This window comes from Actinokineospora pegani (assembly GCF_009745975.1).
Classification (GTDB): Bacteria; Actinomycetota; Actinomycetes; order Mycobacteriales; family Pseudonocardiaceae; genus Actinokineospora; species Actinokineospora pegani.
This window is the reverse complement of the sequence record NZ_WHOL01000036.1, coordinates 77,952-91,186: the sequence shown is the minus strand read 5'-3', so window position 1 is coordinate 91,186 and position 13,235 is coordinate 77,952. Positions and strand designations below refer to the sequence as shown.

Sequence of the window (13,235 nt, the reverse complement as noted above, 5' to 3'; positions counted from 1 at the left end):
GACCCACCGGCCACGGGTGGCCCGCCCGCGCGACGCCCTAGCATTGATCTTGACGGACCAGCGGATCGGAGACCTGGGATGGCGAGCGAGTTCGGTGAGCGGGTGAAGGTCTTCCGGAACCGGGCCGGGCTGACCCAGGAGGAGCTCGCCGTGAAGGCGGGGCTCGGGGTGCGGACGGTGCGCGGCCTGGAGACCGGTGAGCGGGACGCGCCGCGGGTCAGCACCATCGACCGCTTGGCCGACGCCTTGGGGCTCACGGCGGCCGAGCGCGCCGAACTCCTCGGCGGGACGGCGCCGAGCGCCGAGTCCGGCGTGCTCGCCGAGGCCGTGGCCCGGCTGGCCCACGAACTGCGCGCGCGGCTGGTGCGGGAGGAGGAACAGCGGCAGATCCACGACCCGGTGCCGCTGCCGGTCCGCTGGCGGGCGGCGCCCGCCGAGCTGGCGGACTCCTGGACCAACATCGGCATGGCCCGGTCGGGCGAGACCGTGGCGCCGGTGCGCCTGGACGGCGAACTGGACCAGATCGTGGCCGTCTACCGGCGGATCCGGTCGCGCAGGCTGGTCGTGCTCGGCCGCGCCGGGGCGGGCAAGACGATCATGACGACGCGGTTCGTCCTCGGCATGCTCGACACCGCCCGCCCGGGCGACCCGGTGCCGGTGGTCTTCACGGTCGGCTCGTGGAACCCGGCCACGACCGCCCTGCGGGAGTGGATGACCGACCAGCTCCTGCGGGACCACCCCGGGCTGGCCGCCCCGGGGCCGGGCGAGACGACGCTGGCCGCCGCGCTGGTCGAGTCCGGCCGGGTGCTGCCGGTGCTCGACGGGTTCGACGAGATCGCCTCCGGCCTGCACCGCTCGGCGCTGGCCGCGCTGAACACGACCACGCTGCCGATGCTGCTGACCAGCCGCCCTGACGAGTTCCGCGCCGCGGTCGAGGGCACCGACGTGCTGACCGCGGTCGCCGCGGTCGAGATCATCGATCTGACCGTCGACGACCTGGCGGGCTACCTGCCGCGCACGAGCCGCAAGCCCATCTGGGAACCGGTGCTGCGGCGCGTCCGGGAGCAACCCGACGGCGACCTCGCCGCCGTGTTCTCCACACCGTTGATGGTCGGCCTCGCCAGGGCCCTCTACAGCGACACCCCCGACCACGATCCGGCCGAGCTGCTCGACGCCGACCGGGCGACGATCGAACGGCGGCTGCTGGGCGGGGTGGTGCCCGTCGACGACCGCCCCACCCTGGGGTTCCTCGCCCGCCACCTCGCCCGCATGGGTACCCACGACCTCGCGTGGTGGCAGCTCGGCAGCGGGCTCGCGACGTGGGTGCGCATGGTGGTCAGCGGGGTGGTCGTCGGGGTGGTCGTGGGTCTGCTCGCCGCGCTGGTGATCGGGGTGGCGCACGGGCTCACCGGCGGTCTCGCCGCGGGCGTGGCAGCGGGGCTGTCGGCGGGTGTCGCGGAGGGGTTCGCGGCAGGCCTCACCGCCGGCCTGGCCCACGGCGCGATGCTGGCCTTCAGCGGAACGGTGTTCGAGCCGCTGCGGGTGCGCATCCGGCTGCGCGGCGGCAGCCGGTTCGCCTGGCGCAGGCTGCTCGTCGGACTCGCGGCGGGCGTCGGCATGGCCGCGGGTCTGGGGATCGCGGCCGAGCTCGGCGCGCCGTTCTGGGTCCTGGGCTGGCTCGGCGGGTCGACTCCCGGCGCGGTGGTGTTCGGGCTGGTGTTCGGCGTGGTGGTGGGTGTGGTGTGGGGTGCGCTGGCCCGGTTCGAGGCGCCGGTGGACATCAGCTCGGCGGTCAGCCCGATGGCGCTGCTGAACGCCAACCGGCGCGCGGTGGTGGCCCAGGCGGTCATCTTCGGCGTGCTCACCTGGGTCGCCTACAGCGCCGCCCTGCTCGCCGCGCAGGGGCCGATCGCCCTGGCGTACGGGCTGGTGCTGGGCGTGGGGGTGGGGCTCAGCGTGGCCAGCCTGACCGCGTGGGGCACGTGGGTGGTGTTCGGACGGATCTGGCTGCCGCTGACCGGGCGGCTGCCCCGCGCTCTGCCCGCGTTCCTCGAAACGGCCTACCGGCGGGGCGTCCTGCGTCGCTCGGGTGCGGTCTACCAGTTCCGCCACGCCCGGCTGCAGGACCATCTGACAACCGGCCACTGACGGCATTTCCCCTGGTCAACCGGTGCGGCCACGAATGGCCCCCGGACGGCCTTGATCCCCTGGGCGACTCGCGGCGAGCCTGGCTCGGCACGGTGAGCGAAAGGGGGCCGGGGTGGTTTCGACGGAGTCATCGCCGTGGGTGAACTGGGAGGCCTACACCCACGAAGAGCTGTACCGGATGTTGTGGGAGGGCGCTGACGTCGCTGACGTCAGCACTGTCGCCGCCGAGTGGGGACGGCACCGGGACGCGCTGACGACACACGCCCAAGCGCTGCGCGAGCAGCGGACCGCGCTGCTGGGTGACTGGCGGGGGCGGGCGACCGAGGAGGCCGTCGCCCGGTTGGCTGCGCTGGCCGAGCGGGTGGACAAGCTCGCCGAGTTCGCCCACGCCGGTCACCGGGCGGCGCAGGACGCCGCCGACGGGCTGGCCACGGCGCGGGCCATGATGCCGCCGCCCGCGCCGGACTTCACCCGTGGGTGGACGGATTTCGCGTCGGCGTTCAGCAGGCCCGCCTACTCCGAGGTCGGCACGGCGTTCGGGGCGGTGGCGGGCGGCGGGTTCAGCTTCTACCTCGGCAGCGTCGCGGGCGATCAGCAGAAGGCCCAGGCGATCCACGCCATGGAGGTCTACGAGTCGAACCTGGTCGGCGGGAGCAGGCTGATCGGCGAGGCCCGAGGCGCCATCCCGGCCGCCACCCCGGCGACGACCACCCCGGCGATGGCGGCCCCGGCGGCGACGGCCCCGGCGGCCGCGACCCCGACGGGTGCCGAACCCGATGCCAGGGTGCGGTGGGAGCGACCGGCGAGCGGTGGCCCACCCTCGGTGGCGGGCGTCGGGCACGGCGGTGGCGAGGTCGGCGGGGGGCCGGGGGCGCCCGCCAGGCAGCCCGTGCCCGGTCCGGCGCCCGGGCTGGGCGCCCGGTTCGGGGTCGTGCCGGGCGCTCCCGGCCACGCCGCCCTGGCCGCCCCGGCCGCTGAGCCCGCCGCGGCCCGCACGACGGCCCAGGGCGGGATGGTGTCGCCGGGCGCGGGCCGGGGCTCGGGCACCGAGGAGGAGCGCCACGAGAACCGGATGCCCGCGCTCGACCAGAAGCTGTTCGTCGTCGACGAGGCCACCAGCGTCCCGGTGATCGGAGCGGACCAGTGAACGACAACACGAACGGCAACACCGGCTACCAGGTCGAGCCCGACCTGCTGGGGCTGCGGATCACCGCGCTCACCGAGCTGGTCGACCTCACCGGCGAGCTCGTCGCCACGGCGAGCGGCCTGGCCGAGCGGCTGCCGCTGCTGGGCACCGCCCCGCCCGCGGCGCACCTGGCCGAGCGGCTGCGGGAAGCCGCCGGTCCGGACGGGCTGGTGGGCGAGATCCAGGCCGCCGAACGGGACGTGCGGGAGTTCCAGCGCACGCTCGCGCAGGCGAAGCACGACTACGGCGAGCAGGAGTCCGACGCCGAGTCCGCGTTCCGGTCGGTGGGTGATCGACTGTGACCGCCGCGACCGCCGCGACCGCCGCGACCGCCGCGACCGCCGCGACCGCCGCGACCAGCCGAGCCGTCGAGTTCGGCTCGGACGAGATGGACGCGCTCGCCGCGCACGCGGGCGTGCGGTGGCCGTTCCCGCTGCGGGTGCCGTCGGTGGGCAGGCTCGCGGTGGAGCGGGCCGCCCTGCTCGCCACCGCGATGCGGACGATGGCCGACCGCGGGCTGGCGACAGGGCACGGTCTGGCGGCCGAGTGCGTCGCGGCGCTGCGCCACCACCGGAGCGCGATCGACCTGGTCGTGGTCGGGCCGGGTTCCGCGCTCGGTGTCGTCGCGCTCGTCCACGGTCGCCGGGCCCTCGTCTGCCGCCAGGACGGGGGTGGGCGGACCGAGGTCGTGAGCGTGCCGGACACCGCCCTGACCGAGGAGGTCATGCGCGGTGTCCCCGAGGCGCGTCCCGCGGCGGTCATGCCGATCACCGTGCCCGCGGCTGTCCTGTCGGCCGCGCCGGGGAGTCGGTGCGCGGCGCGGGAACTGGTGACGGCGCACGGCGGCGACGGTGGTGTCGTCGACCAACTGGTCGATCTGTTCCCGGAGGTCGGGGGCAGGGGGCAACTCGGAGTCGTGCGGAACGGCCGCCCGCTGGAATTGTCCTGGGTGGACAGCCCGCTGGGCCGGGTCCGGGTGGATCGGGGTGGCGGATGGGTGAGCGTGAACCCGCTGCGGCACGAAGAGATCAGACGGGTGCTCGGCGAGATGGCGGCCATCGCCCGCGGTTGAGATCGCACGAGACAAAGGAGACCACGATGGACCCAGCGCAATGGCTGGCGGAGTACCGCGAGCGCGTCGGGGCGGCCGCGAAGGGTGCTCGGGCGGCGGGCGAGCGGCTGCGCGAACTCGAGGAGACAGCGACCTCGCCGCGCGGCGAGGTCGCCGTCACGGTGACCGCCGCGGGGGTGCTGGCGGACGTCGCGCTCACCCCGGCGGCGCGCAGGCTCGAGGTCGACGTGCTCGCCGCGCTCATCGTCGACACCGCCCGGGCCGCCCAACGGACGGCGACCGCGCGGATGACCGAGGTCATCACCGACCACCTCGGCGACGGTCCGGCGGTCGCCGCGATCACCCAGCACGCGGAGGTGCCCCGATGACGTTCACCGTCGATCCCGACCAGTTGCGCGCGCACGCCACCCGGTTGGCGGGCCACGCCGACGCGCTCGCCGCCCTCGGCGGCGGGCTGCCGGGGGACCTGGGCGGTCAGCCGCTCGGCCCGCTCGGCCAGTTCCTCGCCGCCGGGCTCGGCAACGCCATGTCGGAGACCACGGCCGCCTTCGCGCACGCCGCGGCCATCGTGGACCGGGTGGGCCTCGGGGCCCGGCGGACCGCCGACGACTACGAGCGCGCCGACTCCGGTGAGGCCGCCACGTTCACCGGGATCGCGCCATGACCGACGTGCTCACGACCACCACCCTGCTGGACCGGCTGCGTTCGACCCGCGCGGCTGTCGAGGGCGGTGACTGGGTGAGCGGGGCACTGGCCGCGTCGCCGGAAGCGCCGCTGAGCCTGCTCGCCGACCGGACCAAGCCGCTGTCGGCGCTGGACAGCGGCGGGATCGGCTTCCTGGCCCCGATGATCGCCTTCCTCGAGGAACCCCTGGAGCAGTTGCGCGGCGACCCGGGGCCGGTGTCCTCGGGGGCCGACGACTTCGGCGGCTCCGCCCGGGACACCGCCGCGGTGGCCGAGGACTACCGGGCGAGCGCGGCCCAGGAGACCGACTCGTGGTCCGGCGCGGCCGGGACCGGCTACCTGGAGCGGGGTTCCGAACTCGCCGACGGTGTGCTCTCGCTCGCCGAGACCGCGCTGACCACGGCGAAGTCGCTGATCGGCGCGGGCACGATCGTCGCCACGCTGGTCGCCGAGGTGACCGCGGAGATCGGCAAGGCGCTCGGCGAGATCGTGCCGAGGATGGCCACGGCCCTCGCCCAGGCGCCCGCGACCTTCGGCGCGAGCATCGCCGAGGCGATCCCCGAGTGCGTCGGGATCGCCGCCCGGTACGCGGCGGAGGTCGCCAAGAAGGTGGGCGACTTCCTGGCCAGCGGCGAGAACCTGGTCGAGCTCATCGACGGCGCGATCGGCGTCCTCAAGCTCGTCAAGCAGACGCTGACGCTCATCAGCGAGCAGAGCACCACCGCGACCACGACCGAGGAGACGACATGAAGTTCCATCGACGACTGGGAACCGCCTGCGCTGTGGCGCTCGTGCTGACCGCGGGCTCCGTGGCACCCGCCCACGCCCAGGGCGACCACGCCGCGACGCAGGCCCTGCTCGACCAGTACCTCATGCAGGCCGGGCCGGGAGCGGCCGTCTACGCCGGTGACAGCACCGAGGCGTGGACCCTGACGGCGGGGACGGCCGAGTTCGGCACCCACCGGCCGATCACGACGGCCGACCACTACCGCATCGGCAGCCAGACGAAGACGTTCACCGCCGCCGTCGTGCTGCAACTGTTCGACGAGGGCCGCGTGGAGTTGGACGCGCCGATCGAGCGGTACCTCCCCGGGGTGGTGACCGGCAACTACGACGGGCACGTCATCACGGTGCGGCAGTTGTTGCAGCACACCAGCGGACTCGTGCGCGACGTGCGCGACCCGCGGGCGGAGCCGGACGGCACGTTCACGCTGGCCGCGTTGGTCGCCTCGGCCATGGACGAGCCGCCGCAGGCCGCGCCCGGGGCGACCATCGCCTACTCCAACGTCGCCTACCTGGTGCTCGGCATGCTCATCGAGCGGGTCACCGGCCAGTCCGCGGGCGAGGCGATCACGAACCGGGTCATCACCCCACTGGGCCTCGAGGGGACCTCGTTCCCCGCGCCCCGGACGCGGGGCCTGCCCGACCCGTACCTGCCGGGGTACGGCGGCGGCCGGATCGGCGGGTTCTACTTCTGGTACGAGATGACCACGAGCGCCGAGCTGTCGCTGTGGAGCACAGCGGGCAACATGGCCTCCACCCTGGACGACCTCGTCGAGTTCTTCCAGGCGTTGGGCGGCGGGCGACTGTTCTCCGCCACGGCGCTCGCCGAGATGCGGCGGGTCGTGGCCGTGGGTGGGGCGGGCGCGGGACTGGGCATCGACCGCGTGCCGCTGCCCTGCGGCGGCGAGGCGTGGGCGAAGAACGGCGGGCTCTCCACCGGGCACACGTCGACGACGCTGGTCACCGACGACGGCAGGTTCGCCTCGATCGTCACCAACACGCTGGCGGGTAGCGCGGCGGCGATCCAGCTCGGGATGGACGTGGTGAAGTCCGCCGTGTGCGAAGGCGTGTCGTGATGCGGCGAGTGGCAGCGATCGCGGCGGTGCTGCTCGGCGTGGTCGGCGCCCCGCCGAGCGCGGCGGCCGCGGGCGCCCCGCCGGTGTTCGTCGACGCGCACGGGCTGACCGTGGTCAAGCAGCCGAGCTGGGTCGACGGGAACGAGCGGACCTTCGTCGTCACCGTGCGCACCGCGCAGGTGCCCGCGTACTCGGTGCTGGAGCACCAGGTCTCCGGCGAGCACGTGATCATGGTGACGCTGCCGGACGACTACGCCCCCGGCAAGCGCTACCCGGTGCAGTACCACCTGCACGGCCATCCCGACCGGCCCGACACCGTGGTCAACCAGCGCATGTTCGAGGAGTCCACGGTCGGCGTCCCGCTGATCACCGTGGCGCCCAACGGTTCTGGCCGCGGCTGGTACACCAACTGGGCCTACCCGCCCGCCGCGCTCGGCCCGCAGAACTGGGAGGCGTTCCACCTCGACCAGGTGATCCCGTTCATCGACGCCAACCTGCGCACCATCCCCACCCGGGAGGCCCGGGCGATCTCGGGGCACTCGATGGGCGGCTTCGGCGCCTTCCACTACGCCGAGCGGCGCCCGGACCTGTTCGCCTACGTCGGCAGCTTCTCCGGCGGCCTCGACCTGCTCAACCAGGAGCAGCGGGCCGCGGTCGCGGCGACGACGCAACTGCCGGGCAGCGGCACCCCCACTGTCCCGGTCGGCGCCATCTTCGGCGTCCCCGTCTGGCCGCTGGACGGGATGTGGAACGCGCGGAGCCCGGCTCAGCACGTGGGCCCGCTGCGCGGGATGGGCGTGGCGATGTACGTGGGCGACGGCGGCGACCTGCTGGACAACCCGGTCCAGGCGGTCATGGAGAACCGCGCCCTGGCCACCAACCTGGTCGCCCGGGACCACCTGGTGGCGGCGGGCATCGCGCACACGTTCGTCAACTACGGCGACGGCTCGGCGTGGGCCGAGGGCTGCACGGGCAAGCACGCGCAGCCCGCCTGCCTGATGGCCGACATGCGGCACTTCGTGCGGTTGCTGACGCGGAGCCTCACGCAGCCGTAGCCGCCGGGGGAGGGCCTGCCCGCGGGGACGGCCCTCCCCCGAGCGAGCCGGACCGCTGGGCGGCGCCGCGATGGTTGACGCGCTGGGCCGGGGGTGCCCCCAGCCCAGGAGATCGGATGCCGGGACCCAGGGACACGGTGGTCGTGGGAGCGTCCGCGGGTGGGTCCGCGCACTCCACCTCGCGCGGTCGAGGCGGCCGCTCATGTCGACCACGATGACGTCGTCCACGACATGGTGGGTCATATCCGACGGGACCGAACCCATTCCCATCCCGCCTCCTCCGGCTCACGAAGCCGTGCACCGGATCGCACACCTGAGACCGGTGGCGCGCCTGCCGCATAACCGGTCGCCCACGGGGAACCCGACCCCGACGAGTCGACCGGATCGGGAAGGAGCGGTCATGACGAGCCGCACCACTGGCACACCACACACAACGAAGCGGGGGCGGGCCGTGCGGACAGCGGCGACGATCGTCGCCGCGGTGTTCACCTTGGTCGGGGTGGCCGGATTCATCCCCGGCATCACCACCGACCACGACGGGCTGGCCTTCGCGGGGAACGGGTCGCACGCCATGCTGCTGGGCCTGTTCGCCGTCTCGGTCCTGCACAACCTGGTGCACCTGGTGTTCGGGCTGGCCGGGTTCGCCCTGGCCCGCACCGCGAACGGCGCGCGCGGGTACCTGATCGGCGGCGGCGCGGTCTACCTGGCGCTGTGCGTGTACGGCCTGCTGATCGACAAGGGCGGCGCCGCCAACTTCCTGCCCCTCAACTCGGCGGACGACTGGCTGCACCTGGGCCTCGGCGCGGGCATGATCGCCCTGGGCCTGGCCCTGCTGCCCAGGGAGCGCGACCTCATCGCCCCGCAGGCCTGACCCGCGCCCTGGCGGTGCCCTCGGGCCGTTCGCCCGGGGGCACCGCGTCTCACGCGGTCGCCGGGGTGGGCCCAGCCGGCTCCTTCGAGGGATTCGTGGACGTACTGGCTGTGGTCGGGTCCTGCTCTGAGGGAGTGGTAACGCATGGTCGCGCACCGTCCTGTTTGGAACGCACACGGTGGCGAACCGCGGCCCTCACGCGCCTGGCGCGCGCAGGTGCACCACCTTGGTGGCCGTCATCTCGTCCAGCAGCTCCGGGCCGCAGCCGAAACCCTCGCCGCCGGCCCGCCCGGGGTGCGCCGACCCGCCGGAGACGGCGTTGACCTTGACCGTGCCGACCGGCAGCTCCCGCCACGCGCGCTGGGCGTTGGCCATGGACCCGGTGAGCACCGTGGCGGCGAGGCCGTGCCGGTCGTCGGCGGCGCGCAGCCCGGTCTCGAAGTCGGGCACCGGCAGCACCGGGACGACCGGGCCGAACGTCTCCTCGGTGAGCACGACCATGGTCGGGTCGCACCCGGTCAGCACCGTGGCCGGGTACCAGGGCAGCCTGCCCTCCGGCAGGGCGGCACCGGTCAGCGCGGTCGCGCCGCTGGCGATCGCGGCCTGCACCTGGCCGTGCACCAGGGCGCGGTGCCGGTCGTCGACCAGGGGCGGCAGCAGCCGCTCGCCCTCGCCCGGCTCGGCCACCCAGCGGCGCGCCTCCTCGACGAGGGCGGCGGTGAACGCCTCGGCGATCGCCTCGTGCACGTAGACCCGTTCGACGGAGACGCGGACCTGCCCGGCGTTGGCGAACGCGCCCAGCGCCGCCTGCCGGGCGGCCCAGCCGGGGTCGACGTCGGCGTCGACGACCATCGCGTCGTTGCCCCCGTTCTCCAGCAGCGCCTTGGCCCCGGTGCGGGCGACGGCCGCGGCGATGGAGCGGCCGGTGGCCGTGCCGCCGACGTGCGCCACGACGTCGACACCGCCGTGCCCGGCCAGCGCGGTGCCGACCTCGCCGTCGCCGAACAGGGTGCGCAGCACGCCCTCGGGCAGGCAGTCCTCGGCCAGCGCGCCGAGCAGCGCCCCGGTGCGCTGGGCCCGCTCGCTGGGCTTGTGCAACGCGGTGTTGCCGGTGACGAGCGCGGCGCCGAGCAGGCCGCAGGCCACCGGCACCGGGTCGTTCCACGGCGTCAGCGCGACGACCACCCCGCGCGGCCGCGGCACCACGACGTCGAGGGCGTCCCAGCCGACCCGCTGGGACCGCCCGCGGTGGACCGGCCCCAGCTCGGCGTACTGCCGCAGGGCGCCCACGGCGGCGTCGACGGACGCGGCCGCCTCGTCGCGGGGACGGTGCGTGTCGGTCTGGTTCAGGGCCGCGAGCTCGGGCGCGTGCCGCTCGAGGGCGTCGGCGAACCGGCGCAGCACCGCGCCGCGCCCGGCGGGGTCGACCGCGGCCCAGGCGGGGAAGGCGTCCCGGGCCGCGCGGACGGCGGCGTCGACGGAGTCGGCGTCCGCGGGCGGGAAGCGTGCGCCGGTGTCGAGCACCGGGTCCAAGGCCTCCTCGGACACTGTCGGGTTCAAGGCCACGGGGCTCCTCCTCGGTGCAGACGACCATTTCGCGGATCTTGCTGTCCCTGGGCACGGTGAGCGCGTGCGGGACCTGGAGACGCGGTAGGTCCCCGGCCGGGCACAGGCCCACGGTGGAGGCGACGGTGACCGCGCGTCCGCGCGAGCGCTCCAGCGCGGGCAGCGCGGCGTGGTTCACCTCGTGGACGCCGTCACCACCGTGATGCCGGGTGCCCGTTGGGGGCCAAGCCAGGAGACGGCCCCGGGTCGGTCTTGGGCGGTCGGGGCCACCAGCGACGCGCCGAGGACGGGGGCTGACCTTCGCGGCGACGGTGACCCCTACGCGGTGCTCTTGTCGGTGTCAGGCCCGCGCGGTGTCTCGTCGCGGCGCCGCGACGAGCAGACCGAGGGCGATCATGCCGACGCCCAGGCCGAGGTGCAGCCAGTTGTCGGCGTGGTTGAGGGGCAGGAAGTTGGCGGCGCTGTCGTGGTCGATGAACAGGCCGTAGACCCACAGCAGCAGGTAGATCACGCCGCCGCCGATGAGGTAGGAGCGGGCTCCCGCGACGGTCCTGGCCAGGGCCAGGCCCGCGAGGCCGAAGAGGATGTGGACCAGGTTGTGCAGGATCGAGACCTCGAACAGGCCGAGGAGGAGGGCGCCGGAACCGTGTCCGGCGAACTGGAGCTGGTCGTAGTTGCTGGTGATCCCGGGGACGAACCCCAGGATGCCGACGAGCAGGAACACCACTCCCACGATGGTGGCGACGAGTTGGCCGGGGTGGCGGGCTGTCTTGGTGGTGGACGAGCTGGACATCGTGTCTCCTTCACGGTGAGTGTCCACGCGGGTACCCGCGTGGCCGCGTTTCAAGCAGGACGTCCGGTCACGGGACGAAGCCAGGGGTCCTCGAGGCCACGGTGGCGGGGACGGCGTTCGCGGTGGCCTGCTCGTCGCGGGCCTGGCCGCGCGCTGTTCGCCCGATCCGCCGAATCCCCTTCGGCTGGGCCCGCTCGGTCGCGGGCGTTCGTTTGCCAGCCGAGGGTGGGGGTATGCCGTCGCAGCCAGGCTGCCGGTTCGAGCAGAGTGGCTGACCATTCCCGGCACGGAGGTGCCCAACCCATGACCGGTCGTGTCATCGTCGTCGTCGGGGCCAGCAGCGGGATCGGCTTGGCCGCCGCGCTCGCTTTCGCCGCCCGGGACGACACCTTGGTCCTGGTCTCGCGCAGCGCTGATGCGCTCAAAGCCGCGGAGGTGGCGTGCCGCGGCGCGGGGGCCGGTGATGTGGACGTCCTCGTCGACGACATCGGCGACCCGGGGGCCGCCGACCGGATCGTCGCGCGAACCCTGGACAGGCACGGCCGCGTCGATGTCGTCGTCCACACCGCCACCGTGATGGGTTACGGCACCATCGAGGCGATGCCCGCGGCGGCGTTCACCGCAGTGGTCGACACATCCGTCCACGGCACCGTCCACTTGGCCAAGGCGTTCCTCCCGGTCATGCGCCGCCAGCGCACGGGCACGTTCATCGGGGTCAACTCACTGCTCGGCTCGGTCACCGTCCCGCAGATGGGCGCCTACACCGCGGCCAAGTGGGGTCAACGCGCCGTGCTCCGCACGATGCAGCAGGAGACCCGTGACGAACCCGGTGTGCACGTCTGCATCGTGAGCCCCGGGAGCATCAACACCCCCATCTACTACCAGGCCGCCAACTACACCGGTCACCACACCCGGCCACCCTGGCCGGTCCTGGCCCCAGAACGCGCGGGCAGGGCGATCGCGGACCTGGCCGACCGCCCCCGCGATCACCTGTCCGTGCCGGTCGGGCCGGTGAACCCGCTCGTCATCGCCGGGTTCAGGCTCCTTCCGCTGGTCTACGACCGACTGGTGGGCCCCCTGTTCCGGCTCGCCGGACTCACGCGCGAACCCACGGAACCCACCTCCGGCAACGTGCACCAGCCGGTGTCCGCGCACGAACGCGTGCACGGGCACTGGCCGGGGCCCCGCTGACGCCCGCGGTCCTCGGCGTCGGGGCCGACCACGACCGGCGCCTGCCCAGCCCGTGGGCAGGGGCTGTTCCTCTTGCGACCCGCCTTCTTTCGAGTTAATTGCGGTCAGGTCCTCCCCGGGGTGCGCGACACTGTGGCCATGACGGTCACCCGGCGTATTTTTGTCAGCGGTGCGATGGCGGCGCCGTTCCTCGCGCAGCTCGGGGGAGCGGCGCCCGCGAGCGCGGCCTCCGCCCTGGACACGACGTTCAGCCTGCTCGACGGCTCGTGTGAGATGCGGTTGACCGAGCTGGCGCGCACCCGGCTGGCGTCGGAGGAGATCGAGCTGCAGGCGGTCGCTCCGGCCACCGCGGTCCTGGGGGCGGATGGGACGACCGTCGAGGGCGTCTCGATGCCGCCCGAGTACGCCACCGGCACCATCAGCCCGCTCGGCAGGCCCGGTGCGGGCTCCGGGCGGATGCTGGGCGGGGTGGTGCTGCGGAACTCGAAGGCGCGGCTGGAGATCGCAGGCATCCGGGGTTCGGTGCCGGACGGCCGGATCTTCGCCTTCCTGAAGGTGGACGACGAGTGGCTCGGTGAGCAGCCGCTGTACGCCAGCGACCCCAGCGCGATGCGGCTGTCCGTGGAACCGGGGGCGCCGGGCAAGCCGACCGCGCTCAAGGGCAGCGGTATCCCGCTCACCCCGACCCAGGAGGGTGTGGACGTCTTCACGGAGGCCTTCGGCGTCGCGCTGTTCACCGTGGCGGACAGGGTGTTCACGGCGTCGGGCACCGGCCGGGCGTGGCCGGTGCCGACGCTGCCCGTCTGATCG

The 13,235-nt window shown here is 74.1% G+C and carries 14 protein-coding genes; 12 read left to right on the top strand and 2 right to left on the bottom strand.

Annotation, left to right across the window (positions count from 1 at the left end):
- Window positions 1-78 precede the first annotated feature (78 nt).
- From GCL84_RS02000 to GCL84_RS01955, 10 genes are all read left to right on the top strand, one after another.
- Window positions 79-2,148, top strand: a complete 2,070-nt coding sequence (locus GCL84_RS02000; protein ID WP_156753582.1) for a helix-turn-helix domain-containing protein — start codon at window positions 79-81, stop codon at window positions 2,146-2,148.
- Window positions 2,149-2,260: 112 nt separating this feature from the next.
- Complete coding sequence (locus tag GCL84_RS01995) at window positions 2,261-3,295, top strand: WXG100 family type VII secretion target (RefSeq protein ID WP_156753581.1); 1,035 nt, start codon at window positions 2,261-2,263, stop codon at window positions 3,293-3,295.
- Entirely contained in the window at window positions 3,292-3,636 is a 345-nt protein-coding gene (locus GCL84_RS01990; protein ID WP_156753580.1) for a hypothetical protein, read from the top strand. The genes GCL84_RS01995 and GCL84_RS01990 overlap by 4 nt, the downstream gene beginning before the upstream one ends.
- Entirely contained in the window at window positions 3,633-4,406 is a 774-nt protein-coding gene (locus GCL84_RS01985; protein ID WP_235925929.1) for an ESX secretion-associated protein EspG, read from the top strand. The genes GCL84_RS01990 and GCL84_RS01985 overlap by 4 nt, the downstream gene beginning before the upstream one ends.
- 26 nt (window positions 4,407-4,432) lie before the next feature.
- Complete coding sequence (locus GCL84_RS01980) at window positions 4,433-4,774, top strand: YbaB/EbfC family nucleoid-associated protein (RefSeq protein WP_156753579.1); 342 nt, start codon at window positions 4,433-4,435, stop codon at window positions 4,772-4,774.
- A complete protein-coding gene (locus tag GCL84_RS01975) occupies window positions 4,771-5,070 on the top strand; it encodes a WXG100 family type VII secretion target (RefSeq protein ID WP_156753578.1) in 300 nt (99 codons plus the stop codon). The genes GCL84_RS01980 and GCL84_RS01975 overlap by 4 nt, the downstream gene beginning before the upstream one ends.
- Window positions 5,067-5,840 carry a WXG100 family type VII secretion target gene (locus GCL84_RS01970; protein ID WP_156753577.1) on the top strand — a complete coding sequence of 258 codons (774 nt, stop codon included), beginning with the start codon at window positions 5,067-5,069 and terminating at the stop codon, window positions 5,838-5,840. The genes GCL84_RS01975 and GCL84_RS01970 overlap by 4 nt, the downstream gene beginning before the upstream one ends.
- Window positions 5,837-6,949: a serine hydrolase domain-containing protein gene (locus GCL84_RS01965; RefSeq protein WP_156753576.1), complete on the top strand. Its 1,113-nt coding sequence runs from the start codon at window positions 5,837-5,839 to the stop codon at window positions 6,947-6,949. Before GCL84_RS01970 ends, GCL84_RS01965 begins: the two co-directional genes overlap by 4 nt.
- On the top strand, window positions 6,949-8,004 hold the full coding sequence (locus tag GCL84_RS01960) for an alpha/beta hydrolase (protein WP_156753575.1): 1,056 nt from the start codon (window positions 6,949-6,951) through the stop codon (window positions 8,002-8,004). The genes GCL84_RS01965 and GCL84_RS01960 overlap by 1 nt, the downstream gene beginning before the upstream one ends.
- Before the next feature lie 400 nt (window positions 8,005-8,404).
- Window positions 8,405-8,875 (top strand): DUF4383 domain-containing protein, encoded by a 471-nt coding sequence (locus tag GCL84_RS01955; protein WP_156753574.1) that lies wholly within the window; start codon window positions 8,405-8,407, stop codon window positions 8,873-8,875.
- A gap of 195 nt (window positions 8,876-9,070) precedes the next feature.
- Here the strand turns inward: GCL84_RS01955 and GCL84_RS01950 are convergent, their stop codons facing one another.
- Together GCL84_RS01950 and GCL84_RS01945 are read right to left on the bottom strand one after the other, a co-directional pair.
- Window positions 9,071-10,435, bottom strand: coding sequence for an aldehyde dehydrogenase family protein (locus tag GCL84_RS01950; protein WP_156753600.1), 1,365 nt, complete (start codon window positions 10,433-10,435; stop codon window positions 9,071-9,073).
- A gap of 346 nt (window positions 10,436-10,781) precedes the next feature.
- Window positions 10,782-11,234 carry a DUF4383 domain-containing protein gene (locus tag GCL84_RS01945; protein ID WP_156753573.1) on the bottom strand — a complete coding sequence of 151 codons (453 nt, stop codon included), beginning with the start codon at window positions 11,232-11,234 and terminating at the stop codon, window positions 10,782-10,784.
- A 303-nt stretch (window positions 11,235-11,537) separates the two neighbouring features.
- Between GCL84_RS01945 and GCL84_RS01940 the strand changes: the two genes are divergently transcribed.
- Window positions 11,538-12,425, top strand: a complete 888-nt coding sequence (locus GCL84_RS01940; RefSeq protein ID WP_156753572.1) for an SDR family NAD(P)-dependent oxidoreductase — start codon at window positions 11,538-11,540, stop codon at window positions 12,423-12,425.
- Window positions 12,426-12,563: 138 nt separating this feature from the next.
- The gene (locus tag GCL84_RS01935; protein ID WP_156753571.1) at window positions 12,564-13,232 is read left to right on the top strand and encodes a hypothetical protein; all 669 of its coding nucleotides are present in this window, start codon (window positions 12,564-12,566) and stop codon (window positions 13,230-13,232) included.
- The last annotated feature ends 3 nt before the right edge of the window (window positions 13,233-13,235 follow it).

Excerpts from the sequence above, each read along its gene's own strand:
- GCL84_RS01940 (WP_156753572.1), top strand. The coding sequence starts at position 11,538 with ATGACCGGTCGTGTCATCGTCGTCGTCGGGGCCAGCAGCGGGATCGGC.
- GCL84_RS02000 (WP_156753582.1), top strand. The coding sequence starts at position 79 with ATGGCGAGCGAGTTCGGTGAGCGGGTGAAGGTCTTCCGGAACCGGGCC.
- GCL84_RS01980 (WP_156753579.1), top strand. The coding sequence starts at position 4,433 with ATGGACCCAGCGCAATGGCTGGCGGAGTACCGCGAGCGCGTCGGGGCG.
- GCL84_RS01935 (WP_156753571.1), top strand. The coding sequence starts at position 12,564 with ATGACGGTCACCCGGCGTATTTTTGTCAGCGGTGCGATGGCGGCGCCG.
- GCL84_RS01945 (WP_156753573.1), bottom strand. The coding sequence starts at position 11,234 with ATGTCCAGCTCGTCCACCACCAAGACAGCCCGCCACCCCGGCCAACTC.
- GCL84_RS01970 (WP_156753577.1), top strand. The coding sequence starts at position 5,067 with ATGACCGACGTGCTCACGACCACCACCCTGCTGGACCGGCTGCGTTCG.
- GCL84_RS01960 (WP_156753575.1), top strand. The coding sequence starts at position 6,949 with ATGCGGCGAGTGGCAGCGATCGCGGCGGTGCTGCTCGGCGTGGTCGGC.
- GCL84_RS01975 (WP_156753578.1), top strand. The coding sequence starts at position 4,771 with ATGACGTTCACCGTCGATCCCGACCAGTTGCGCGCGCACGCCACCCGG.
- GCL84_RS01955 (WP_156753574.1), top strand. The coding sequence starts at position 8,405 with ATGACGAGCCGCACCACTGGCACACCACACACAACGAAGCGGGGGCGG.
- GCL84_RS01965 (WP_156753576.1), top strand. The coding sequence starts at position 5,837 with ATGAAGTTCCATCGACGACTGGGAACCGCCTGCGCTGTGGCGCTCGTG.